The following is a 24,302-nucleotide window of genomic DNA, read 5'->3' as shown; positions in this document are numbered from 1 at the left end:
AATGCGATGCGCGGTCGTTGGCGCAGGGGCATGGGGTACTGCACTCGCCGATCTGCTCGCGATCAATGGGCACGACACGCTCGTGTGGGCGTTGGAGCCCGACGTCGCTGAGTCGATCAACACGGCGCACGAGAACCGCCGCTTTCTCGCCGGATTTGCGATCTCTAATCGACTACGATCGACGAACTCGCACGGAGAAGCAGTCCGCGGCGCGGCGCTCGTCGTTTTTGCTACACCGTCGGCGCACCTTCGCCGCGTCGTCATGGAGTGCGCGCCGTTTCTCGAACGCGATGCCATCCTTGTCGTTGCCACGAAAGGCATTGAACAGGAGACGCTATCGCTCATGACCGAGGTCGTTGCGGGTGCGGCGCCGAGTCATGACGTCGTTGGGATCTCGGGGCCGAGCTTCGCGGCGGAGGTCGTGGCAAAACAGCCAACGGCTGTCGTTGCGGCATCGATCAATCAGCGAGCGGCGCTCGTCACGCAACTCGCATTCAGCAATACGACCTTCCGCGTCTACACGCACGACGATGTTCCGGGCGTCGAGCTTGGTGGTTCACTCAAGAACGTGATGGCCGTCGCAACAGGCGTCGTCGAGGGCGTTGGACTTGGCCACAACACGCGCGCAGCGCTCATTACGCGCGGATTGCATGAGATGACACGACTCGGTGTCGCCGTCGGTGCGCACGCATCGACGTTCGCGGGGCTCGCTGGACTCGGCGATCTCGTGCTGACGTGCACCGGCGGGTTGAGTCGCAATCGCGCAATCGGCATCGAGATCGGCAAGGGCGCGACGCTCGAACGCGCGCTCGAGGGAAAGGAGACGGTCGCTGAAGGCGTGGTCACCGCGGCGAGCGCGCGTGCGCTCGCGCATCGCCATGGCGTCGCCATGCCGATTGTAGAGATGGTCAACCGTGTTTTGTTCGAGGGTCACGTGGCTCGGACCGCCGTGTCCGAGTTGATGACTCGCGAGCTACGATCGGAGCAAGACCCGTGAGCCCAGCATCCGACCCAGTTCAAGAATTCTTCTCGATCGGCGAAGTCTGCGATCTCACCGGATTGAAGCCGCATGTGCTTCGGTATTGGGAGAGCCAGTTTCGCTTTCTGAGTCCGGCGAAAAACCGCTCGGGAAATCGCGTGTATCAGCGCCGTGAAGTCGACCTGATCATGCTCGTGAAGCATTTGTTGTACGATGAGAAGTACACCATCGAAGGTGCGCGTCAGAAAGTCGACGAGCATCGCAAGGGCGGTGATCTCAAGGTTGTCGCGCGTGGCGCGCTCGCTGTGCAGTCGCTGGAGTCGCTCGAATCCGATCTCAAGGAGCTCGTGGGACTTCTTGGCGCAAACAATCTGGCCGACTGACGCGATGCGCTTGCTAGTTACCAACGACGACGGCATCCTCGCACACGGCATCGAGTGTCTCGTCAAGGCAGCGAGTCCGCTGGGCGAAGTGACGGTTGTTGCCCCCGATCGTGAGCAGAGCGCAACGAGCCATTCGCTCACCCTGCATCATCCTGTGCGTCCGGTGTCGCGCGGCGAACGACGCTGGCAGGTTGATGGTACGCCAACCGACTGCGTGATGCTCGCGCTCGAGGCGCTGATGGACGGACGGCCCGACTTTGTGCTGAGCGGTGTCAATCACGGGCAGAACATGGGCGAAGACGTGCTGTACTCAGGCACCGTTGCGGCGGCAATGGAGGGCTTGGCGCTTGGTATTCCGTCGATCGCGATTTCGTTCGCGGCGCGCGGCGATGTACGCAGCGACGTCGACAACCTGAACGAGCAGGTGAAGGTTCTCACGCCGCTACTGAAGCACCTCACGTCGCTGCCGAGTTTTCCAGCGGACACGTTGTTCAACGTGAACCTTCCGCCGGTGTCGGCCAGTGAAGTGAAGGGGGTACGATTGACGCGACTTGGGCGGCGGGTGTACTCGAAGTCCGTTGCACCGATGAAGGACCCGTGGGGCCGTCAGATTTATTGGATTGGCGGCGGCGAGATGAGTTGGACGGGGGAGCCGGATTCGGATTTTCGCGCAATCGACGAGCGGTACGTGTCCGTGACGCCGCTCAAGCTCGATCTGACGCACCATGACGTACTTCAGGGGGCAGAGACGTGGTGGCGCGACCTGTAGAAGAATTTCGCGGCGCACGAGAGCGACTGGTCGAGACCTTGCAGCAGAAGGGTATTCGCGACCTCGCCGTGCTGCGCGCCATCGAGATGACGCCGAGGCACACGTTCGTGCCCACGGGGCTGCGGCATCGCGCATATGAGGACTCGTCGTTGCCGATTGGCAGCGGCCAGACCATTTCGCAGCCGTTCGTGCACGCGCGGTACCTCGAACTGCTCAAGCTCACGGGGAAGGAGCGCGTGCTCGAGATCGGAACGGGTTCCGGATATCAAACCGTGCTGCTCGCGCATCTCGTGGCGCAGGTGTTCTCGATCGAGCGTATTCCCGCGATCATGCAGATGGCGCGCGAGGCCATTCAGCGCGAGGGCGTTCGCAACGTGTCACTGCTCCTCGGCGACGGAACGGTTGGCTGGCGCGAGTACGCGCCGTACGATGCGATCCTCGTCGGTGCCGGTGCGCCGTCGGTCCCTCAGCCGCTCCTCGAGCAGTTGGCCGAAGGCGGGCGACTTCTAGTGCCGGTGGGAGATCGCAACGAGCAGAAGCTCGTCGTCGCCCAACGAAAGGGCGACAAGTTCGAGATGCAGGAGGTTGCGCCGGTGCGTTTCGTTCCGCTCGTCGGTTCACACGGCTGGAGCGCTGGCGACGGCCAGTAATGCGCATTCACGTCGTCGTGCGCGGTCGCGTGCAGGGCGTCGGCTTTCGTTGGTTCGTCCGCGAAGCGGCGCGTGCGCTCGACCTCGCGGGATGGGTGCGCAATCGGCCTGACGGCGCCGTGGAAGTCGAAGCCGACGGCAGTGAATCAGCGATCGAATCTCTTCGCGCGGCGCTGGAGACGGGACCTGAAGGCGCGGTCGTTTCGGCGCTTGATGATCAGGGCGTGACGAGCGAGCTTCTCGCTCGACCGTTCACCATCCTGAGGTAGCGACGTGCCTGACTCTCGAATCAGCGACGATGTACGACGGCGGTTGCAGACTCTGATTCGGGACATTCCGGACTACCCAAAGCCCGGCATCTTGTTCAAGGACATCACGCCGCTGCTTGCCGAACCCGAGGCTTTCAGTGCGGCCACAGAGGCGATGGCTGCGCCGTTCACGGACGCGGAAATCAGTCACGTCGTAGCGATCGAAAGCCGGGGCTTCATCCTAGGTGGTCCGGTGGCGCAGCGGCTTGGCGCCGGGTTCATTCCCGTGAGAAAGCCGGGTAAACTGCCAGCGGTCACGCGACGTGAGACGTATGACCTCGAGTACGGCACCGATTCACTCGAAATTCACGCCGACGCGTGGGCGCCTCCTGCTCGTGTGTTGATCGTGGACGACGTCCTGGCGACCGGCGGTACTGCCGACGCCACACGTCGGTTGGTCGAATCGCTTGGTGCGCAGGTCGTTGGATTCTCCTTCCTCATGTCGCTGAGCTTTCTCCCTGGTGTGGCGAGGCTCGGCAGCCACAACGTCGCGTCGGTGATGACTTACTGAATGCGGGCGATTCACAAAAATCTCACGTTCCAGGTTCTCGTCGCGATCGCGCTGGGTATTGCGCTTGGTATCGCGGCGCCCGACGTCGCGCGCAAGATGAAGCCCATCGGCGACACGTTCGTGAACCTGGTCAAGATGGTCATCGCGCCGGTCGTGTTTCTCACGATCGTGCTCGGAATCGCGAACATGCACGATCTCAAGAAGGTTGGGCGCGTTGGTGGAAAGGCGTTGCTCTACTTCGAGATCGTGACGACGTTCGCGCTTGTCATTGGGCTCGTCGTCGTGAACCTGATGAAACCCGGCGCCGGTCTCGCCGTGGCGACGCTCGCGAAGCCTGACATCAGCGCGTATGTCACGCAGGGGAAGGCGCTGACGTTCGTCGATTTCATCACGCACGTCGTGCCGTCGAGCATGGCCGATGCGTTCGTGCGCGGTGACATGCTGCAGGTGGTATTCATCGCGGTGTTGTTCGGCTCCGGCCTGGCGATGCTCGGAGAATCAGGGAAGCCGCTCACGATCGTGTTCGATGCATTGTCGCGCGTGTTCTTCCGAATCGTGGCGATCATCATGGTCGTTGCGCCGATCGGCGCGTTCGGCGCGATGGCGTACACCATCGGCAACTTCGGGGTCGCTGCACTGCTGCCGCTCGGCCGCCTGATGCTTGCCGTATACACGACGATGGCGCTGTTCATTTTCATCGTGCTGAATCTCGTGCTGCGGATGTACGGCTTCAGCCTCTGGCAATACCTGTCGTTCATCCGAGAGGAGATTCTCATCGTCCTCGGCACATCGTCGTCGGAAGCTGCGCTGCCGAGGATGCTGGCGAAGATGGAGCGCTATGGTTGCGCGAAGCCAGTCGTTGGCCTCGTGATTCCGGCCGGCTACTCGTTCAATCTCGACGGGACATCGATCTACCTGTCGATGGCGTCGATCTTCATCGCGCAGGCGTTCGGCGTACACATGAGCGTGACGCAACAGCTGGAGCTACTCGGTGTGCTCATGTTGACGTCGAAGGGAGCGGCCGGCGTGACCGGCTCCGGGTTCATTGTGCTCGCGAGCACGCTCTCGGCGCTCCAGATCGTGCCGATCGAGGGAATTGCGCTGGTGTTGGGCGTTGATCGATTCATGAGTGAGGCGCGGTCGATCACGAACCTCATTGGCAACGGCGCGGCGACGCTCGTCGTGGCGCGAAGCGAAGGCGCGTTCGACGACCGGCAGCGAGTTCGCGCCATCGACGAACTACGCGAAGAGCGCCGCGCCGCGAGAGCCTAGTCAGGTCATTCCGAGTCTCGCGGCGAGCGCATCGCGTCGCGATCGACTCACGCGAAGCCGAGTGCCGTCGCGGAGCTGAACGTCGTACTCGCCGCCCGATCCGCGGTGCAGGGTATCGACACGGTCTAACCGCACGATCGTCGATCGATGAATGCGCGCAAACTGCTCGGGGTCGAGTCGGTCCTCGAGCGCTTGCATCGCTTCGCGAATCAGGTGCTTTCTACCTGCCGCGACGACTTCGGCGTACGGTCCACTCGATATGATGTAATCGATCTGCGACACCGGCAGGAACTTGACCTTGCCGCGCGATTCGATTGGAATGCGATCGACGAAGTGCGTTGGCGCCGCCGTCGCTTCTGACGGCGTTGGCGCCGGTTGTCGGGCAGGCTCACCGCGCAGGACCGATAGCAGTTGCTCGTGGAGACGACCGGTATCTTCGAGCGCGGTGAGTCGACGCGCGCGACGCAGCGCCTGCTCGAAGCGTTCGTCGTCGAAAGGCTTCACGAGATAGTCGAGCGCCGCGAGGTCGAACGCTTGCAACGCGTGCTGGTCGAATGCCGTGACGAAGATCGTCGCCGGCATCGCTGCCGGGCCGATCGTTCGAACCACATCGAGTCCAGTCATTCCAGGCATCTGCACGTCGAGGAACACGAGGTCGGGCGACAGCCGCTTGATCGCGTCGACCGCGGCCGTGCCGGTATCGGCGGTTCCGAGGATGGCGACGTTTTCTTCGTGTGCGAGCAGATCGATGATGCGTTGACGCGCGAGTGGCTCGTCGTCGACGATCAACACGCCGAGTGTTGGTGTGCTACTCACTTCGTTGTCCCAGCGGAGCGGTAGGGCAGCGTCACCTCGGCGATCGTTCCGCCGCCGGGGGCAGCGCGCAGTGAGAAGTGCTGCTTCTCTCCATAAAGTTGCGACAGGCGCGCCGTCGTGTTGCGAAGCCCAAGGCCGTCGACGTTTGGTGTTGCCGGGCCGGGGCCGTTGTCGCGAACGCTGAGTACGACGCTGCCATTCGATCTGCGCGCCGTGATGTCGACGCGACCGGGTCCCTCGATCGCCGTCACGCCATGCTTGAGCGCATTCTCAACGAGTGGTTGAAGCACGAGGTTGGGGACGAGCGCATCGCGAACATCGTCGTCGATCTTCTGCGTCACGTCGAGCCGGCCTTGGAACCTCACTTCCATGATGTCGAGATAGCGCCCGAGCAGCTCGAGCTCGCGATCGAGCGAGACTTCCTGTTCACTGGTCTGTTCGAGCGTGTGTCGGAGGAGATCGCTTAGTCGGGCGATCATTCGACGAACGCCGCGCGGATCGCGCTCGACGAGGCTCGAGATCGCGTGCAGCGTGTTGAACAGAAAGTGCGGATTGAGTTGCGTTCGCAGCACCGCGAGTTGCGCTTCGGCGAGTCGGGCCTGCAACAGGGCGGCCTCGGCCCTGAGCGCCTGCGTCTCTTCGAGCCGTAACTGGTAGCGCAGGAAGTAGTTGCGAGCCAGTGCCGCGCCGAGCACGGCAAAGTACACCATCAGGTCGTCGAGAAACTCGAAGCGAATGATGTTGCTATAGCCGCCGGCGCGTGGCGGCCGGCCAGGGAAGGGCGGCAGCAAATGGATGCGCGCCTGCAACAACGTCGTGTCCACCGCAATGGCGATGAGTACGCCAAAGCCGACGAACACGAGAATTCTGACAGCCTGATTGTCGGTCTCGCGGCTGAGCCGGTTGACGACCCATGCGATCGGGATCGTGAGCGCCGCCCAGATGGAATACTCGATGAACGCCAGCGAAATGAGCGCCGACGAGACTTCCGGACGCTCGGGCAGCCGCGGGTCGAGAAGACGACCTGTAGCCGTGAGCGCTGCGAGGAAGGCCCAGAACACCAGAATCCCCAGCACTTCGCCCGGGCGAAGTCTGAAGCGGTCTCTGGCGTGCCGTTCGTGCTCGATTTCCGGCATTTCGTGACGCGTGCGTGCAGTTGGTGACACAGCGTGGATGGAACTCTTCGCGTCAGCGTCTAATGAGCAAGACACGAGGAGGCCGTGATATGAACAAGATCAAGTTTACCGCCACGACCGTCGCGGTTGCTATGCTGGCTGGAACAACGTGGTTCTATCGCCGGGCAGATGGAAAGGAGACACCCGCCTATCGCACGGCCCCCGTGACGCGCGGAACGCTGACGTCCACGGTGTCGGCCACCGGTGCGCTGAGCGCCGTGCGCACCGTGCAAGTCGGCACGCAGGTGTCGGGACAGGTCGCCAAGATCTACGTCGATTTCAACGACAAGGTGAAAAAGGGTCAGCTCCTGGCGACGATCGACCCGACGCTGCAGCAGCAGGCCGTCCAGGACGCGCAGGCGCAGCTCGAACGCGCCCAGGCTCAGTTGAGCCTCGCCCAGGACGACTATACACGAAACAAGCAGCTCTTCGACGCTCGCGTGATCACGGCGAGCGAGTTTGCGACGTCGCAATCGAACTTTGGTGTGCAGCAGGCAACAATCAAGAGCGCGCAGATCGCACTCGATCGCGCGAAGCAGAATCTCTCATATACATCGATCTTTGCGCCGATCGACGGCGTGATCGTCGAACGTAACGTCGACGTCGGTCAGACCGTGGCGGCGAGTCTTTCGGCGCCGCAGCTCTTTCTGATCGCGAACGATCTGTCGGAAATGCAGATCCTCGCGTCGGTCGACGAGAGCGACATTGGCCTGATCAAGGACGGAGCGCCGGCACAATTCACGGTGCAGTCGTATCCGAGCGAACACTTCGATGGCAAAGTGCAGCAGGTGCGCTTGCAGTCGACGACGACCGACAACGTCGTGAGCTACACGGCGGTGGTCAGCGTCGACAACCCGACTGGTAAGCTGCTCCCCGGAATGACGGCGACGGTGAATTTCGTCACGGGTTCGGCGGACAACGTGCTCACGGTTCCGAACGCGGCGCTACGCATCAAGGCAACGCCGCAGATGCTCGAGCAGGCTGGCGCATCGACGAAGTCTGATTCGACGCGCACCAAACCGGATTCGGCAACGCGCGCTCGATTTGCGGCGGCGAGAGCGGCTGGCGGTCAGGGTGGACGAGGCGACTCGACGCGCACGGGTGGAGCGAAGCCCGCGATGGCAACACTCTGGTATATAGACGCACAGGGGGCGCTTCATCAGACACGCGTTCGCACCGGACGCACCGACGGTCAGAAAACGCAGATCGACGGGAAGGGAATTGAAGAGGGCATGCAGGTCATCACGAACGTGACCGACGGCACGACTGGCGCCGCCGCGACTGCGGCGACGAGTAGTAGCAACCCGTTCCAGCCGGCGCGCCCAGGCGGCGCTGCCCGCCGACCGGGCGGCTTGTAACCGGAGACCGAACCATGTCACAGGACAACGCAGTCATCCAGATCTCGGGTGTGAAAAAGGTCTACACGATGGGCTCGAACAAAGTGTTCGCGCTGCGGGGAATCGACCTCACCGTCGAGCCGGGCGAACTGATCGCGGTCATGGGCACGTCGGGTTCCGGCAAGTCGACGCTCATGAACATTCTCGGATGTCTCGACGTGCCGACCGAGGGCACGTACGTGCTCGATGGAACGCGCGTCAATGGCCTCAGCAAGAATCAACTGGCCGATCTGAGAAATCAAAAGCTCGGCTTCATTTTTCAGGGTTTCAATCTTCTCGCACGCACCACCGCGCTCGATAATGTCGAACTACCATTGCTGTACGATCGCAGTGGCCGAAAGCTCGATACTAGGGCACTCGCTACCGAATCGTTGAGGCGGGTGGGCCTCGGCGAGCGGCTGGACCACCAGCCGAGTGAGTTGTCCGGCGGACAGCAGCAGCGCGTGGCAATCGCCCGTGCGCTCGTAACACAGCCACGGCTGCTGCTGGCCGACGAGCCGACGGGAAATCTCGACAGTCGAACGACGGTGGAAGTGATGGCGCTCTTCCAGGAGCTCAACGATCAGGGCATCACCGTCGTGGTCGTGACACACGAGCCAGAAGTTGCGCAGTACGCCAAGCGCATCGTTGAGGTGCGCGACGGCCACATCGTACGCGATCACCCGGTGATTGGACGCCGCCGCGCGATCGACGACCTGAAAGAACTGGACGATGAACAGGCTGCGGACTCCGCAGCCATGCTCGAGGAGGTTGCATGAAACAGTCAACGTTGTTGCGCATTGCCTCGACCAGCATTCTGAAGAACAAGATGCGCACGCTCCTCACGATGCTCGGCATCGTGATCGGCGTGGGCGCGGTGATCGTCATGGTGGCGATCGGCAACGGCGCGCAAACGCAGATTTCGTCGCAGATCAACGCGCTCGGGACGAACTTGATCATCGTCATGCCGGGGGCGGGCACACCCGGTGGCGTGAATCAGGGCGCCGGCACGTTCAACAAACTGACGGTTGCCGACGCCGACAAGCTCAAGCAACAGGGGACGTTGTTCAATGCCGTGTCGCCAGTCGTGTCGACGCGCACGCAAGTCATCGCGGGCGGCGCGAACTGGCGCACGAGCATCAACGGCGTGTCCACTGACTACACTGATATTCGCAATTGGAACACGAGCGCTGGCGCATTCTTCACGACCGAAGACGTTCGCTCGGCGCGCAAGGTTGCGGTGCTCGGTGCGACCGTGGTGAAAAACCTCTTTCCGAATTCCGATCCCGTCGGATCACAGATTCAGATTGGCAAGGCACCGTTCACGGTCCTGGGTGTGCTGGATGCGAAGGGGCAGAACGGTGGTGGTCAGGACCAGGACGACGTTGTGCTCGTTCCGTACACAACCGCGCAGACGCGGTTGAGCGGCAACGTGCGCATCGGACAGATCCTCGTGAGCACGACATCGGCGGATGACATGACCGCCGCACAGGATGAGGTGTCGACGATCATGCGCGACGCGCACCGCCTCGACGGTGCCGACGACGACTTCACCGTACGCAATCAGACGGAGATCGCCGCGGCGATGACGAGTACCACGCGTGTGATGTCTGGACTGCTCGCCGCAATTGCATCGATCTCGCTGGTCGTCGGCGGCATTGGCATCATGAACATCATGCTCGTGTCGGTGACAGAACGCACGCGTGAGATCGGGATTCGCATGGCGATTGGCGCGCGCGGCTCGGACGTGCTCACACAGTTCCTCGTCGAGAGTATCGTGATGAGCCTGTTGGGCGGGATCGTTGGCCTTGCCGTTGGCTACGGCGGCGCGGCCGTTTTGGGGCACGTCACGGGCTGGGCCACGTCGACACCTGCGTCGGCTGTGGCGATCGCGCTCGGATTCTCTGGAGCGGTCGGAATGTTCTTTGGGTTCTATCCGGCACGCAAAGCCGCCGGCCTCAATCCGATTCAGGCACTCCGCTACGAGTGACCTTGCAGTCATAGAAACACAGGAGTCATACGATGTCGTTCATACGCCACACGCTCGTCGCGGCGGTCGGTCTCGCCGCGGCGAGCCCCATCTTCGCGCAGCAGCCGAAATCGATCACCTTCGACGATGCGATCGCAATCGCACTCAAACAAAACATCGCCGTCCGTCAGGCACAGAACGCCGCGGCGCTCGGTGACGCCACGGTACAGCAACAGAGGATGCAACTCCTCCCGGATCTGAAGCTGAGCGTCAGCGGATCCGACAACGTTGGCCGGAATTTCAGTCAGAGCGACGGCGCGATCGTCAATCAGCAAACGCAAGCGCTGAGCAGCGGGTTATCAACGAGCCTCACGTTGTTCGATGGCGGCAAGACTGCGTCGTCGATTCGGTCGGCGCAGGCGAGTCAGCAGGCGAACTCGCAAGACCTCACGCGCGCGCGGCAAACCGCGGTGTTCACCGTCGCCTCCGATTTCGTTGCGCTGACGAACCAGCGCGAACAGCTCAGAGTCCAGCAGGAGAATCTTGCGGCGCAACAGGCGCAGCAGGACGTCATTCAGAAGTTCGTCGATGCAGGGTCGCGGCCCGTCGCCGATCTGTATCAACAGCAGGCGACGGTTGCTGGGGCGAAGCTCGCGATCGCGCAGGCAAACCGCGCAGTCGAATTGGCGAAGGTCGATCTGATCCAGGCGCTGCAACTCGATCCGTCTGGTACCTTCGAGTTCGTCGCTCCGAGTATGACTGCCGTGGACAGCTCCCAGGCGGCGAGCTTGGACACTCTGATGGCGCGTGCCTACGCGAATCGCGCTGATCTCGATGCTCAGTCGTCGCGCGTCGACGCAGCGACCCAGGATGTGAAAGCCGCGAAGGCCGCACGTCTGCCGTCGATCGCACTGACGGGAAGCTACAGCAGCGCGTACAGCAGTGCGGGTGACATCGGCTTCGCCGACCAGCTCGATCAACGTCGCGGTGGATCGATTGGCGTCGGAGTTTCGATTCCGTTGTTCGATCGTGGGTCGGCGAGCTTGGCGCAGCAGCGCGCACAGCTGACGGCCGACAACGAGCGCTTGTCGCTCGACGCGACGCGGCAGGGAATCGCGCTCGAAGTACGACGCGCGTACCTCGATCAATCGTCAGCGCGCGAACAACTCGCCGCGGCGGAGGCACAGCAGACGGCGGGGGCGCAGGCAGTCGACGTCGTGGAGAAGCGCTACCAGGCTGGGGCGGCTACGCTCCTGGAAGTCACGCAGGCGCGCGCCACCCAGGTTCAGGCGACGAGCGCCGTCATCACCGCTCGCTACAACCTTCTGCTCCAACACACAGCGTTGGCCTACTACACCGGTGATTTGGATCCAGCCGCTCCGCGTCTCTAGGGAACGCGCTCGATGAAAATCGAGACCGATCCGTTCAGCGTGCCATTGGTCACGACGAGGTCCAGGGCGCCGTCCCCGTTGAGATCTCCCGTGACGATCGCGCGCGGACTCTCTCCGACGAAGAAGGTGCGACGGCCTTGGAATGTGCCATTGCCATTGCCAATGAATTCCGAAGCTTCACGAGAACTGTAATTGACTGTGATGATGTCGAGCTTTCCATCGCCGTTCAGGTCGCCGATGGTAATCGCTGACGGCAAGTTCCCGGTTTCGAGCAATGTCTGCGGCTGAAATGTCCCGTCGCCATTTCCAATCAGCACGGATACTCTGTTCGACACGCGATTGGAAACTGCGAGATCGGGAATGCCATCGCCGTTCAGATCACCGATCGCCACGCCGCTTGGCCCCGTTCCGACGGTGAACTCGCGCTCGGGCTGAAAAGTCGCGTTGCCGCTGCCCAGCCACACCGAAACATGACCGGTGGTGGAGTCGGTGACGACGAGATCGGAGATTCCGTCGCGATTCAGATCGGCGATGGCCAGGGCAGTGTGCTTTCCGCCATCGCTTGCCTGCAGGAGTTGTTGCGGCAAGAACAACCCTCCGCCGTCATTGAGAAGAAGGGAGACGGTCGCCTCCGCGTTTGCCACCACGATGTCGAGGAATCCGTTGCCATCGATGTCGGTAAGCGAGATGGCGCGTGCGCTTCCAACTCCGTATGTCACTTGGTCGCCAAACGTGCCGTCGCCTCGACCGAATCGGACTGATACGGTTCGGTCGACTTCGTTCGCCACCGCCATGTCGAGAATGCCGTCGCCATTGAGATCGCCAACCGCCACAGCGATCGGATGCCGCCCAGCTGGATAGGTCTGTGGCGCTCGGAACGTCCCGTCGCCGTTGCCCATGTCTACGGAGACAGTGTTCGAGCCCAGGTTCGTCGAGACGATGTCGAGTTTTCCGTCGCGATTCAGGTCTGCGACGACCACGCCGGACGCCGTGTCGCGTGACGAGAGTGTCGTCGCCGGGAAGAAGTTGCCCTGGCTCGGCGTCGTCGCGACTCGGTAGCGTGCGACGCGCGCAGTCGGACATGAAAGGGCGGTGGTGATTGATACTTCGACAACTTCGCCGGCGAAGAACGTCTTCGTTGGCGTACGAATCAACGTGGTGCCGTTGCCGCTGTAGTTCTGTCCAAGGAAGGCCTGTCCACTCTGCGAACCTCGAACGGGGAACGTGATCGGCGTCGCGCCGTTCACAATTCCGCTGAAGGTTGCCTGAAAATCGGTGGTGCGTGTGATGAAGCTTCCGCCGGGTGCATACGGATTCGGCGTGAGTGAGAGAGCGGTCGTCGCCGCGTTCACCAGGTAGGCAGTTGGAAGGCTGGCCGGCCCGGCAGTGCGCACGGCGCAGACGTAGCGCGTCGCCGGCACGCCAGGCACTGTTCCGCCCGGGAGAACCGTGACTGTTGTTGCGTGTAGTGACAACGCTCGGAGACGAACGGCCGTCGAGGCGAGCACGGTTTGTTCTTCCAAACTCTGTGTGATTCGCGTCTCGGAGTCATCGAGCGCGAGCATCATCACCGAAATCGTGGTGGGATCCGCCGCCGGGTTGGACTGTTTTGGAATCCGAAACGCGAAGCTCACAAGCCCGTCGAAGTCGTTCGGCCCCGGCGAGGCGTCCAGCGTGCGCGTCGTCACGGATCCGATCTTTCTGGTGATGAACCCGTATGGGAAAATGTTCGTCACCGCCGGCGGGAGCACGATGCCGTTGAGGTCTGCCTCGGTGAACGCTTGCAGTACGTCCGGCGCTAACGCGACGACAATGCCCGACGCATCGGGAATCACGAGGCTTGTTGGCAGGAGTTGGCGTGCGAGCAGCGGGTTCGCTGGCGACCCTGCCCGCGTGTCGAATACTCGCACGGGCGTATCGAGGATCGTATTCGCGGTTGACACCGCCACAAACGTGAGGTTGTGGCGCGGAGTATCCAACGCCGAGCTGTCGCGGCGCGCGTTGCGCACCAAGTAGGTGGACTCCATGTAGACGGTGCTGTTGTTATGCGTTCCGTCATTAGAGAGTGATGAAGCCCCGTCGACAACCGGCTTGATCTCGATTGTCGCGTCGCCGGGTGAAGTACTCGTCGGCACCGTCAAGTCGTACGACGGCGCCATTCCGTTGGCGTCGGTGCGGGCGTGCGCCGCATGCTTCGCCTCGAGCGCCGCTACAGTCGGCGCTACAAGGACACTAGTCGTCATGTTCGGCGAACCGACGTTGTGGAACGTGACCTCGACGATTCCAACGACGTGCCGCGCCGGCGTGGGAGTCGTCTGCGCATCAGGCGCAACCGCATCGTGTTTGCACGACACCGCAGCGATGACGGCGGCGATCAGGACCGGCGTCCGCAACACTCCGCCAAGCCGTGCCGTTCCATGAATCGACATACCTTCGCCTCCGACTACGTGAGTTGCGAGCAGGATTGGACCAATCGAGGATCGGAAGCCGCGCCTATGACACGGGCACGAGCGCGTCGCTGACGATCAGCAGCACGACGGAGATCGTCGTCGGCGTGTCGTTCGCCGATGCTTGATCCTGAATGCGATAGGAGAACGTGACGGCTCCGTCGAAGGAGGCCGACGTTTGCGCTTTGCGCACGGTGAAACCGTAGGGAAGCACCTGCGTTGCTCCCGCTGGCAGCTTGACGTTCGAGAGGTCGCTCGCGCTGAACGTCTTCAGGGTGCTCGGGTCGAGATCGATCACGCCGCCCGAGTGATCGTCGGCCTCGAGGCCGGTCGGCACGAGTTGCGACGCGATCGATGGGCTCGCGGCGGTGCCGTTGCCCAGGAGGAGCGATCGAACCTCCGTGCGAGCAACGGTGCTCGGCAAGGTGACGGCGATGAACGTGAGGTTTGGCTTTGCGGGGTCGAACACGGTGCTGTCGGGTCGCGTATTGGTCACGCCGTAGGTCGCGCGCATGTATCGCGTCGCCGCGCCATTCGTGGCTGTCGACGTAAACGATCCTTCGGCGATCAGCCCCAAGCGAAGCGCAACGTTGCCCTGGGTAACCGGGGGCGGCGGGACCGTGCGGGCACTTCGCAGCGCCTCGAATTCAGCGACGGTCGATGCCACGATGACGTCAGACGTCATCGCCGATGTTCCGATATCGCGGAAGGTGACCTCGACGACGCCGATGATGCGCCGCGCCGTGACCGGCGTCGTGCCAGTTCCGGTCGGTAGCAACACGCCATTCTTGCTAGAGTCGCAGGCGGCTGACGCGGCTGCCGCGACAAGGAGTGCGCTAACGGCGATTCGAGTACGAGAGATGGCTCCAGCGCGCGCGATCCGTTCGACAGTACGCATCAGTCCACTCCTGCGCAGTGCGTGAGACGCCGCTGAGGGAGCGAACGCCGCGAACGACCGGGATCTAGATCATGGATGCGCGCGAGACGATGGGACGTTTGTCGTAAACTGAATGCTGGGCTCGTGGTGGCCGTTGTCGGCAGGGAGCTCGGCCCGCGGACGCGTCCAGTCCGTTGCGCGTGGCAAGGAGACCGGTTCTCGCTTATCTTCCTATGCTGTTCCGAATGGTCGGGCGCGCCCCTGTAGCTCAGATGGATAGAGCAGCGGTTTCCTAAACCGTTGGCCGCGTGTTCGAGTCACGCCAGGGGCACTCAACAGCTCATCTACCTGCAGAGACATGACAAGCACGCAACCTGAATCCGCTGCCGCGGACCGCGCTCAGACGTTCATCGATTGGACCAGGATCAATAGCCGGGCGCTGACCGCCGGAGCCGCAATCGTCGTCGTGGCGGCGGCTGGATACTGGTTCTACATGCGCTCCAAGCAGATTCAGTCCGCGAACGCCGAAAAGGCGCTCCTGCAGGCAAAGCAGTCGCTGTCGGCCGGCAACCAGGCACTGGCGCAGAGCGATCTTCAGAAGGTCTACACCCGGTACGAATCGACGGGTGCCGGCGTCGAAGCCGCGATGCTCCTGGCGCAGCTGGACTTCGATTCTGGCAAGTTCCAGGACGGCATCAGCCGCCTCGAAAAGGTGGGCGGTTCGAGCGCTGCGTCGGACAACGAGGCGACGATCAAGGGCCTCGAAGGCGACGGTTATGCCCAGATGGGTAAAATGGCTGACGCTGCCAAGGCCTATCAGGGCGCGGCGGACGCGAGCAGCTTCGAGAACGAAAAGGCGTTCAACACGTCGAAGGCAGCCCGGGCATTCCAGGCAGCCGGAGATACCGCCAAAGCGCGCGCGATCTGGACCGGTTTGCTGAACGATCCGAAAGGTCAGACCATGGCCGCGGAAGCTCGCGTCCGACTTGGTGAGCTCGACGCGCAGCCGGCAAAGCGTTAGTTCGGAGTCGGATCCAGGCGACTGAAGTAGCGCTCTAAAACGGACGACACCAAAGGAACATCGAGGCGCCATTTCGCATTGGCGCCTTTTTGTCGCCTCTCAGGATCGGTTCGTATAAGATGTATTATGTAAACTACAGACGAGGAAATCCTGTGGAGAACTTTTCCAGTTCTCCCCACGCCTGTCGAGTCCGCCAGCTGTTGCTAGTTCGAAAGCCGTTGAGGACGAACGACTTGGATCAGATCTCTGAAAGTCGTCCCTCAAAGACCACGCGGGCTTCGCCGCTCAGGCTCGGAAACCAGCGCTCGCCTTCCCGCCGGAGTCGCACTCGCAGGACTCGGCCGGATCTCGTTTCGAGCTCGATGTCGCCAGCAGACTCGTTCCACAGAGTCAGCAAGATCGCCGTGGCCACAGACCCGCTGCCGCACGCCAGCGTTTCGGCTTCGACGCCGCGTTCGTAGGTCCGGATCTTCCAGCGACCATAGCGGTCGCGCGAAACGAAGTTCGCGTTGGCACCTTCACGCAGCTTGGGATGGTGCCTCAGCGGCCGACCGCGACCGACCACATCGATCAGCGCCACGTCGTCGCACAGGATGACCAGGTGCGGGACTCCGACCTTGGCAAATCCAATCCGGCGCTCGCCGTGCTCGAGCGGAAAATCCGAGGCCTCGACGAGGACCTCAGAGACCGGCTGAAGGTCGATCTCTGGTCGCGGGCCGTCCAGCCTTGCCGCAACCAAACCGTTGTCAGTCTCGATCTGGAGGCCCTTGGGCGACCCGATTCCCAGCTCAGTGGCCAGGCGTGTCGTGCACAGGGTCGCGTTGCCGCAGAAGTCGGCCCGGGTTCCGTCGGCGTTGAGGTACGTGAGCCGAATCGCGGCCGAGTCCGACGGTTCGAGGAAGACGATTCCGTCGGCTCCAACCCCGGTGCCGTGCGCGCAAACCTCGCGGATCACGCTGGGTTCAGCGAGGCGTCCGGGTGCCTCCTGTCGGGCGTCCACCATGACGAAGTCGTTGCCCGACCCGCTCATCTTGTAGAAAGGCCGCCCGGTCGGAATCATCCCGTCCCCTTACCTGGTGCTGTCACGCGCGGTTGGTGATACCCAACCATCTCAATCGCCAGACCATCCAGATCGCTTCGCGCATGATGGCCTTGGACATCTTGCTCTGGCCTTCGGTTCGGTCGACGAACACGATTGGAATCTCGACGATCGTGAAACCGTGCTTCCAGGCGCGAAAGCTCATCTCAATCTGAAACGCGTAACCGTTCGACCTAACCTTATCAAAATCAATAGACTGGAGGACTTTTCTGTGAAAACACTTGAAGCCTCCAGTCGCGTCCCACACGGGCAGACCCGTGACGGCTCTGGCGTAGACGTTGGCGAAATAGCTCAGCAAGAGCCGAGAAATTGGCCAGTTTACAACGGTCACTTTACCGCCGCGGTAGCGCGATCCGAGGACGAGGTCGCTCGATGCGGCGGCGCGGAGAAAGTCGGGCAGATGCCCCGGGTCGTGGGAAAAATCGGCATCCATCTCGAAAAGCAGATCGTACTCGCGTTCGAGCCCCCAGCGGAAGCCGGCGATGTAGGCGGTGCCCAGCCCCATCTTTCTCGGCCGCTGTAGGATGTGAACGCGACTGTTCTGCGCGATGATGCCTTCGACGACGGAGGCCGTTCCATCCGGCGATCCGTCGTCGACGACCAGTACCTCGAGGCGTGGATCCTGGCTGAGAACGGTCTCGATCAGGCGCGCGACGTTCTCGCGCTCGTTGTACGTCGGGACAATGACGAGGGCGCGCTCACGCACCGAGGCCTCTCCCTGTTCGGAAGAGGCCTCGGTGCGCGGGACTCGCTCGTCAGCGGACGATGTCGACCCAGCCACCGAAGTTCGTGATGGCAGCGAAGCTACCGTTCGGGCTCATGTAGATCTTGAGAGGGAAATACCCGGTGGCCGTCGAAATCTGGCCGTTCGCAAGGTAGCCGGAATTTATATCACCGGTATAGAAGGTCACCTGGGCCGGGTTGGTGTGCGCGATCCAGATCTGCTTGGAATCCGGGGTAACGGCGATCTTCGATCCGCCCGAGCTCACGCCCAATGCACGCAGCGGCGCGCCAAGATTGTTGATGCTGGCGATACGCACCACGGCGCCCGGCCCGTCGAGCAAATAGAACAGTCCATCCTGACCAATCGTGAAGTCAGTGGCGGTCGCGTTCGTGATGATCTGGCGCTTTACCACTGCATTGCGAATGTCGACTTCGAAAACCACGCCGACGTTCGTCATCGCGTACAGCAGCGAATCTCCTGGCGCGACTCGCGTGCTCGTTACGCCGCCACCGAGGAGGAGCTTCGTGACCTGGTGCGTGGTTCCATCGACGATCGCCAGAGAGCCACTCGACAGCATCACCGCGATGCGGCTGCCGTCGCTGGTCATGTCCGCGGACTGGGCGATGTCGTTGATGTCGAGCGAGTCAACCTTCGTGGCGGTTGCTGGATCGATGAACCAGAGGCGGCTGGTCGTTCCAATGTTGATGGCGACCGCAGGTCCTGTCGATCGAGTCGGTGCCAGCAGGATCGGCACCGCCGTACCCAGGTTGACCGTACCCGTCAGCGTGGTTCCGGTCGCATCGTAGACCTGGACGAGCTGCAATCCCGTGACGCCGACGAGCATGGCGTTCTTCGTGAATGCGACGTCACCCGGAAATGCTCCGAGCTGCAGCGTGTTCGAAATTGAGCTTCCAACGGGGTGGCCAGTGATCGTCACCGACACGCTTGCGCTTGCGGCCCCGGAGGTCGCCGTGATAGAGGCAGTTCCGGCCCCTACTCCAGTGACGAGTCCACCGGTGCTGACCGACGCGACCGCCGCGTTACTGGTCGTGTACGTAACTGCGGCTCCCGTGATGACGTTCGCCGACGCATCCGAAACCTGAGCGCTGAGCTGAACGGTCTGGCCGACCAGGAGCTGCCCTGGTGCCGCGGGCGTCAGCTTGACGGTTGCGGCGGCTCCGAAGGCGGCGGTCGCAGTGAACGTCGCGGTGAACGCGCCACTCGTTGCGACCAGCGTATTTGCGCCGGCACCCGTGCCGAGTCGCCACGAACCAACAGTCGCCACCCCGTCGGCGCCCGAGTTGACTGCGCCGCCGGTGACGACACCACCGCCACTGCCCACCGTAAAGCCGACCAATTGGCCCGCCAGCGGATTGCCGAACTTGTCGACGACTTTCACCGACGGCGCGATCGCGACGTTGGTGTTCACAGCCGCCGTCTGAACGTCACCAGCAACCTTAGTCAGTCCGGCGGCAGCTCCGGCGGCTGCCACGGCGCGGATCGTCACGGGCGTGAGCCCACCGGCAGTTGCCGTTAACGTCTGCAACCCGACGCCAGAACCGAGCGTCCACGTGGTGGTCGCTTGGCCGGATGCGTTCGTGCGGGCTGTTGGACTCGTCACGCTTCCGCCGCCGGTTGCGACGGTGAACGTCACCAGCGTGGTGTCGAGCGGCTCGCCTGCCTTGTTGACCACCGTGACCGTCACAGGCGCAACGGCCGCACCAACGGCCGCACGAAGCGTATCGGTCGCCGTCGTCGAAATGGTGAACGGAATGACGTCCTTCTTGACGGCGACTTCCGTAGTGCCGCCGCAAGCCGCCAGCGCGGCTGCTGCCACCGCGGCTATCAGCGCGCGAGGGGCGATTCGATTCGAACGAGTTAACGTCATGGAGCCGGCTCCTACCTGTGTGGTCTTTCGTTTCGTGACGGCGTTGTCACGACATGGCTTGGTCTGGAGTCGGTCGTCGCTTATCCCACGCGAGTCCGACTCCCAATACGACGAGTGCAAGCGCCAAGGACAACAAGGTGAGGACCTTTCCCTTCTTGTATGCCGCATCAGTAAAGCGCAATTGCACCGACCGGGCGCCTGCCGGAAGCGCAACGCCAATGAGATTGTAGTTCGCGCGCGCCACTCCAGCGGGCTTGCCGTCGGCCGTAGCGTGCCAGCCAGGAAAATAGTTCTCGGACACGACAAGCGCTGATCCTTCCGTCGCAGGTTTGTCGAGTGAGATATCGTACGCGCCGTCTGTGGCGGAGGTCACAGTCGCGCGAATCGGTGATGGCTCTGGGAGCGCGGCCAACGGCCCAACCTGAATGTCTTTCGCCGAGGAATCGATGATCGCGACACGCGCCGGATCGAAGCGCGGATCGAGGACCGTGGCGAGCGCCTGATTCTCCGGTGCCTTGGCCATCGCGCTCGTGACCCATGCTGGGCGATTGTCTACTGGCAGTCTGTACGCAAAGACCATTGAGCCCGCGGCATTGCGCACGGGACCCGCGATCTTCGTCATCGGAGCAGCGAGTTTGAGCTGATTGCCGATCAGCGTCGCCGTGGAATCGTCGGCACCCGTGTAGAGATAGCCGACGTTCTCGTGGAGCCAGAACGGCGGTCCAAAAATCTGAAAGTCCGGGCTCTGCGACAGATTCGCGTTGCCGAGCAACTGATCGTAGATACCGAGCTCATTGCCGTGATAGTTGCCGACGATGCGCAGGTCGTGCGACATGAGCGCATCGCCGGCGAACGCGGCGTCGCGCGGCGCCACTCCAGCGCTCAAACCTTCGGTCCATACGCGACTCCACTGCCCGCGTTTGGCCATGTCGGCTTTGATCGCATCGATCGCTGGATCGGTAGCGTAGAGCGTTGAAGCGCGCGGCGAGAACACCCAGTACATGCGTTCGATCGACCAGAGATCGAGAACGAGCACCGCGATGAGAGCGATGCTCATTCCCTTCGCGGCAAGCCGGCCAGTGAGAAACGCCCAGAGAATCCCGGCGCCCACGGCGGTGACGAGAAATGAGCGCCAGACGCCCAGAATCGCCGCACCGGAGTTCGTGCTCGCGCGTTGGCTTAGGTAATCGAGGAGCTGCGATTGGCTTGAATCTCTAAGACTCGATATCAGCCCACTCGAAAGCGCCGAGTATCCCCCGACGGACATCAGCACTGCGAACGCCAGTGCCGCGATCCCCCAACCGATGGCGTACTTCGGACTCACCCGCTTGGCGAGTACGCGGTCCATACCTAGCGCGGCGAGGACGGATACGGCGAAAGCCGTGATGTAGATAATCGTGCTGGGAGCGCGGAAATAGATCGTACCCGGAACGATGGCGAGAATGAGCTTGAAGAACGGCGTATATCCGCCGAACGCCCACAGGAGTGCCACAGCCCCGGTCGCGACCCAGAACCGACGAAACGACTTATTCGCGATCTGGCCGAACGCCGCTCCAACAAGAATCAGGACGATGACACCGAAATAGTCGCTGTGAAAATGGATGAGGTTGCGGCCCCAGTAGTTGTCGAGAATTCCGGAGAATTGTGGCCAGTACGCATTTAGCGTTTCCTCAATTGGAAACGAGTAGCTCGACGCCGTAGCGTAGTCGTGGCCCGCTGCGCGCGGCGACCACGGTTTGTACTCGATGATTGCCGGCCAGTACTGCGCTGCGCCGATCATCGCGCCGACGAACACCGATCCCGCCGCCGCACCAAGACGCTTGATCGCCACGCTCCTCGGCAGCGTTCCCTGCCCGGGATGATTGGCGAACGCTACGTACAGCGCGAAGACACCACACGTCAGCAGCAGGTACTGCAACAACTGCGGATGTGGCGAGAGAACCGCCAACCCAATCGTGATCGCCAGTGCGCCCCACGCCCAGATCCGACCGTCGCGCATTCCGCGCGTGAGCAGTAGGAGCGCCAGCGGCAGCATCGTGCTCACGAACAGCTTTCCGTCGTGCCCCGGTCCGGCGTAGCCAGCAATCGATCCACCGAGGAGATATGCCAGACCGCCGACCAGCGCGCCGTGAAAGCCAAGGTTCCACGCGCGGAGGAAGAGGAAGGTGAACAGACCGCAGAGGAACAGGTGGATCGGAAACTCCCACGTCATGGCCATGTCCGTGGGCATGATCATGCGGAGCAGGAACGTCGGGTAGAAAATGTCGCCGTGCATGGCGGCGATGTACGGCAGGCCGCCTTCGATGAACGGGTTCCACTGGGGGAACCCCTTCCCATCCCTCAAGTGCTGTGCGGCAAACTCGCGGAAGGCGAAACCGGCCTTGTACTGGTCGCTGCGAGGATTGAGCAAGAACAATCCCGTCAGCGCCGGATACGCGAGGAGCAGCGTGGAGACGGCGTAGACGAGGGACGCCCACGCCGTGGCGTGCCGTGGAGCCGCGAGATTCGCCGTCGCCGGCGATGAGGTGTCAGGGTTTCGAGCCATCTACCGGTTTCTCTTGGATCGTGGACGTGCACCCATGGCGACGTAAGTGAGGCCCGGAAGCAGATCCAACACCGTATACCACAATCGTGAAGCCACCATGATCAATGTCGCCTGGGGAGGCGTGGTCAAACCCAGCGCCGTGAGAGCGAATGCAAGCGCGCTATCCCGAACGCCGAGCCCGGCGGGAGCGACGAACACAAGATAGCCGAGCACGTATGGCCACGCCCATGCCGTCACGAATTCGGCGAACGATCCGTTTGCCGTCCCGAGCACTCCATGCACGAACAGTTGAAACGCCGCGCCGTACAGCAGCCACGCCACGATATTTCCGGCGAGCGATACATACACCGCTCGGTGCGGAATCGATGCAATCGCCAGGCTTCGTCCGGTAAAACGGCGCGCGAGTGCGAGCAGCATCGGCAACGCGAACGGGAGCGCGACCACGGCAACGAGCACGACGACCGCGATACCGACCCCAATCGCCGTGTGCCCCTGCGACAGTCGGTCGAAGGAACGCCAACTCGCCACGATGGCCACGAGAAAGCCGACGGCGATGTTGACGATCGTATTGAGAATCGCTGATCCTGCGGCCGCGATCGGACTGACGCCAGCCGCCTCCGCCATGGTGGCCATCGCGGCGACGTTCCAGACATTTCCCGGGACATATCGTCCGAGATTGGAGACCGCCCAGATCCGTGCGGCGCTCGCAAATCCCAATCGACTATCCCAGGCGGCGAGCATGCGCCGCCAGGTCTCGATCAGTACGCCGTAGGTACCGAAGACGACACCGCTGGCCGCGAGCAGCATAGGCCAGTTCGGAGCGACGACGAGCGGAACCCCGCGGAAGGCGCGCCATTGCGACGCGAGGGCTCTGACGATGAAGACAACGACGATCGCCGCAATGAGGAACTGGGCGGCAATCCAGGTCTTATTTCGGCGAACTGGCGATCGCGGATCGATAGATGTCGGCGTAGCGTCGGGCAACCGACTCAGGGGCGAATGTGGCGAGCGCGTGGAGACGTCCCGCAGCGCCGAGGGATGCGCCACGATCGTCACGCTCGAGCAACGAAATCAGTGCGGCGGCAAGGGCACCCGCGTCGACGTCGGGCACCAGAACACCCGTGCGGTCGTGCTGCACGATGTCCGTCAGTCCACCCGAATCGAACGCGACCACCGGCGTTTCGCAGAGCTGTGCTTCGACGGCGACCAAGCCCAAACCTTCAGCGACCGACGGAACGACGAGCGCCGCCGCGGATCGGTAAAAGTCGACAAGCTTGGGCTGCGGCAGCGCGCCGCACCAACGAACGCGATTCTCGAGTCCCAGCGCGCGAGCCAGCTCCTCGAGTGCGGCGCGATCGTCGCCGTCACCAATGACGTCCAGGCTGACCGACGTATCTGGAATCCGGCTGAGCGCGTGCAACAGCAGCTCGATTCCCTTCTGCTTGTTGAGCCGACCGACGAAAAGCAGCCGCTTTTTCTCGCGCTCCCCGCCTGGCGAGAAAAGCTCGGCCGATACGGGCATGGGCGCTACGATCGGCGCCGGCGTCGACACGACTTCTTGCGCTTCTGACGCAAGGAAGCGTGAAACGGCGGTGACGGCGGCCGAGTGATGCATCACATGGCGGAACGCCGGGCGTGAGAAGGCGACGGTGCGCGCGAGCCGAACGTCGGTGCCGTGGAGCGTCGTCACCAGGGGCTTGTTCGCCATTCGTGAAAGCCAGGTGCCGACGAGGCCATTCGGGAACCACCAGTGCGCGTGCACGAGATCCGGCTCCACTTCCCGCCGCGCCTTTACCGCCGATCGGAACTCAGCGCCGAGGAAGCCGAGCATCGTGACGCGCGCGCTCCACGACGCCTGGAATTGCGACGCCATGTTGCCGGTGTATGCGAGCGTCTCGAAGCGACGCGGCGCATAACGAAAACGTTCGACAGGAATGTCTTCGAGCCGATCGCGGTCGGAGAGTCCTGGCGCCGCTGGGGCAACCACGCTCGTATCGATTCCTTCGCCGCGCAGCGCCATGGCGAGGCGCAGCACGAAGGAGCCCGCCGCATCGCCCGGCTGACGCGGAAATGAGTGCGTCAGAAATAGAACTTTCATCGAT

Annotated in this window: 22 protein-coding genes and 1 tRNA gene; 13 read left to right on the top strand and 10 right to left on the bottom strand. The window is 62.6% G+C overall.

The genetic code is table 11. From position 1 onward, the window contains the following. Nucleotide 1: 1 nt before the first annotated feature. The 7 genes from AC6H4Z_RS13640 to AC6H4Z_RS13610 are packed head-to-tail and all read left to right on the top strand — an operon-like array spanning nucleotide 2 to nucleotide 4,872. Complete coding sequence (locus AC6H4Z_RS13640) at nucleotides 2–997, top strand: NAD(P)H-dependent glycerol-3-phosphate dehydrogenase (protein WP_497542511.1); 996 nt, start codon at nucleotides 2–4, stop codon at nucleotides 995–997. Continuing rightward, entirely contained in the window at nucleotides 994–1,362 is a 369-nt protein-coding gene (locus AC6H4Z_RS13635) for a MerR family transcriptional regulator (protein WP_497542510.1), read from the top strand. The genes AC6H4Z_RS13640 and AC6H4Z_RS13635 overlap by 4 nt, the downstream gene beginning before the upstream one ends. 4 nt (nucleotides 1,363–1,366) lie before the next feature. Beyond that, nucleotides 1,367–2,131 (top strand): 5'/3'-nucleotidase SurE, encoded by a 765-nt coding sequence (gene surE / locus AC6H4Z_RS13630; RefSeq protein ID WP_497542509.1) that lies wholly within the window; start codon nucleotides 1,367–1,369, stop codon nucleotides 2,129–2,131. Beyond that, nucleotides 2,116–2,781, top strand: coding sequence for a protein-L-isoaspartate(D-aspartate) O-methyltransferase (locus tag AC6H4Z_RS13625; RefSeq protein ID WP_497542508.1), 666 nt, complete (start codon nucleotides 2,116–2,118; stop codon nucleotides 2,779–2,781). The genes surE and AC6H4Z_RS13625 overlap by 16 nt, the downstream gene beginning before the upstream one ends. Continuing rightward, entirely contained in the window at nucleotides 2,781–3,050 is a 270-nt protein-coding gene (locus tag AC6H4Z_RS13620; protein WP_497542507.1) for an acylphosphatase, read from the top strand. Before AC6H4Z_RS13625 ends, AC6H4Z_RS13620 begins: the two co-directional genes overlap by 1 nt. Before the next feature lie 4 nt (nucleotides 3,051–3,054). Continuing rightward, complete coding sequence (locus tag AC6H4Z_RS13615) at nucleotides 3,055–3,600, top strand: adenine phosphoribosyltransferase (RefSeq protein ID WP_497542506.1); 546 nt, start codon at nucleotides 3,055–3,057, stop codon at nucleotides 3,598–3,600. After that, entirely contained in the window at nucleotides 3,601–4,872 is a 1,272-nt protein-coding gene (locus AC6H4Z_RS13610; RefSeq protein WP_497542505.1) for a dicarboxylate/amino acid:cation symporter, read from the top strand. Here the strand turns inward: AC6H4Z_RS13610 and AC6H4Z_RS13605 are convergent, their stop codons facing one another. Both AC6H4Z_RS13605 and AC6H4Z_RS13600 read right to left on the bottom strand, forming a co-directional pair. Next, nucleotides 4,873–5,688, bottom strand: coding sequence for a LytR/AlgR family response regulator transcription factor (locus tag AC6H4Z_RS13605; RefSeq protein ID WP_497542504.1), 816 nt, complete (start codon nucleotides 5,686–5,688; stop codon nucleotides 4,873–4,875). Then, the gene (locus AC6H4Z_RS13600; RefSeq protein WP_497542503.1) at nucleotides 5,685–6,854 is read right to left on the bottom strand and encodes a sensor histidine kinase; all 1,170 of its coding nucleotides are present in this window, start codon (nucleotides 6,852–6,854) and stop codon (nucleotides 5,685–5,687) included. The genes AC6H4Z_RS13605 and AC6H4Z_RS13600 overlap by 4 nt, the downstream gene beginning before the upstream one ends. Before the next feature lie 59 nt (nucleotides 6,855–6,913). Here AC6H4Z_RS13600 and AC6H4Z_RS13595 point away from each other — a divergent pair, with 59 nt between their 5' ends. Genes AC6H4Z_RS13595 through AC6H4Z_RS13580 form a run of 4 tightly spaced genes read left to right on the top strand, consistent with a single transcriptional unit; the run spans nucleotide 6,914 to nucleotide 11,599 of the window. Beyond that, nucleotides 6,914–8,221, top strand: coding sequence for an efflux RND transporter periplasmic adaptor subunit (locus tag AC6H4Z_RS13595; RefSeq protein WP_497542502.1), 1,308 nt, complete (start codon nucleotides 6,914–6,916; stop codon nucleotides 8,219–8,221). A 14-nt stretch (nucleotides 8,222–8,235) separates the two neighbouring features. Beyond that, entirely contained in the window at nucleotides 8,236–9,018 is a 783-nt protein-coding gene (locus tag AC6H4Z_RS13590) for an ABC transporter ATP-binding protein (RefSeq protein WP_497542501.1), read from the top strand. Further along, a complete protein-coding gene (locus tag AC6H4Z_RS13585) occupies nucleotides 9,015–10,229 on the top strand; it encodes an ABC transporter permease (RefSeq protein WP_497542500.1) in 1,215 nt (404 codons plus the stop codon). The genes AC6H4Z_RS13590 and AC6H4Z_RS13585 overlap by 4 nt, the downstream gene beginning before the upstream one ends. 32 nt (nucleotides 10,230–10,261) lie before the next feature. Further along, on the top strand, nucleotides 10,262–11,599 hold the full coding sequence (locus tag AC6H4Z_RS13580) for a TolC family protein (RefSeq protein ID WP_497542499.1): 1,338 nt from the start codon (nucleotides 10,262–10,264) through the stop codon (nucleotides 11,597–11,599). Here the strand turns inward: AC6H4Z_RS13580 and AC6H4Z_RS13575 are convergent. After that, nucleotides 11,596–14,028 carry an FG-GAP repeat domain-containing protein gene (locus tag AC6H4Z_RS13575; RefSeq protein WP_497542498.1) on the bottom strand — a complete coding sequence of 811 codons (2,433 nt, stop codon included), beginning with the start codon at nucleotides 14,026–14,028 and terminating at the stop codon, nucleotides 11,596–11,598. The two genes, AC6H4Z_RS13580 and AC6H4Z_RS13575, sit on opposite strands and share 4 nt — an antisense overlap. A gap of 64 nt (nucleotides 14,029–14,092) precedes the next feature. Further along, a complete protein-coding gene (locus tag AC6H4Z_RS13570; RefSeq protein ID WP_497542497.1) occupies nucleotides 14,093–14,944 on the bottom strand; it encodes a hypothetical protein in 852 nt (283 codons plus the stop codon). Between the two features lie 236 nt (nucleotides 14,945–15,180). On the opposite strand from AC6H4Z_RS13570, the gene AC6H4Z_RS13565 reads away from it, so the two are divergent. Further along, nucleotides 15,181–15,254 (top strand) — tRNA-Arg (locus tag AC6H4Z_RS13565). Nucleotides 15,255–15,281: 27 nt separating this feature from the next. After that, nucleotides 15,282–15,944: a tetratricopeptide repeat protein gene (locus tag AC6H4Z_RS13560; RefSeq protein WP_497542496.1), complete on the top strand. Its 663-nt coding sequence runs from the start codon at nucleotides 15,282–15,284 to the stop codon at nucleotides 15,942–15,944. A 238-nt stretch (nucleotides 15,945–16,182) separates the two neighbouring features. Here the strand turns inward: AC6H4Z_RS13560 and dapF are convergent, their stop codons facing one another. From dapF to AC6H4Z_RS13530, 6 genes are read right to left on the bottom strand one after another with little or no spacing between them, the layout of a single operon-like run. Further along, nucleotides 16,183–17,004 (bottom strand): diaminopimelate epimerase, encoded by an 822-nt coding sequence (dapF, locus tag AC6H4Z_RS13555; protein WP_497542495.1) that lies wholly within the window; start codon nucleotides 17,002–17,004, stop codon nucleotides 16,183–16,185. A gap of 22 nt (nucleotides 17,005–17,026) precedes the next feature. Then, nucleotides 17,027–17,749, bottom strand: coding sequence for a polyprenol monophosphomannose synthase (locus AC6H4Z_RS13550; RefSeq protein WP_497542494.1), 723 nt, complete (start codon nucleotides 17,747–17,749; stop codon nucleotides 17,027–17,029). Nucleotides 17,750–17,798: 49 nt separating this feature from the next. Further along, the gene (locus tag AC6H4Z_RS13545) at nucleotides 17,799–19,655 is read right to left on the bottom strand and encodes an Ig-like domain-containing protein (protein ID WP_497542493.1); all 1,857 of its coding nucleotides are present in this window, start codon (nucleotides 19,653–19,655) and stop codon (nucleotides 17,799–17,801) included. A 46-nt stretch (nucleotides 19,656–19,701) separates the two neighbouring features. After that, a complete protein-coding gene (locus AC6H4Z_RS13540; protein ID WP_497542492.1) occupies nucleotides 19,702–22,200 on the bottom strand; it encodes a YfhO family protein in 2,499 nt (832 codons plus the stop codon). Continuing rightward, on the bottom strand, nucleotides 22,201–23,184 hold the full coding sequence (locus AC6H4Z_RS13535; protein WP_497542491.1) for a hypothetical protein: 984 nt from the start codon (nucleotides 23,182–23,184) through the stop codon (nucleotides 22,201–22,203). It lies immediately after the preceding gene. Then, the gene (locus tag AC6H4Z_RS13530) at nucleotides 23,129–24,298 is read right to left on the bottom strand and encodes a glycosyltransferase (RefSeq protein WP_497542490.1); all 1,170 of its coding nucleotides are present in this window, start codon (nucleotides 24,296–24,298) and stop codon (nucleotides 23,129–23,131) included. Before AC6H4Z_RS13530 ends, AC6H4Z_RS13535 begins: the two co-directional genes overlap by 56 nt. Between the last annotated feature and the right edge of the window lie 4 nt (nucleotides 24,299–24,302).

Source organism: Leucogemmata humicola, from assembly GCF_055379415.1.
Note: the sequence above shows the minus strand (reverse complement) of the source record. Positions and strands in the feature narration are given on the sequence as shown.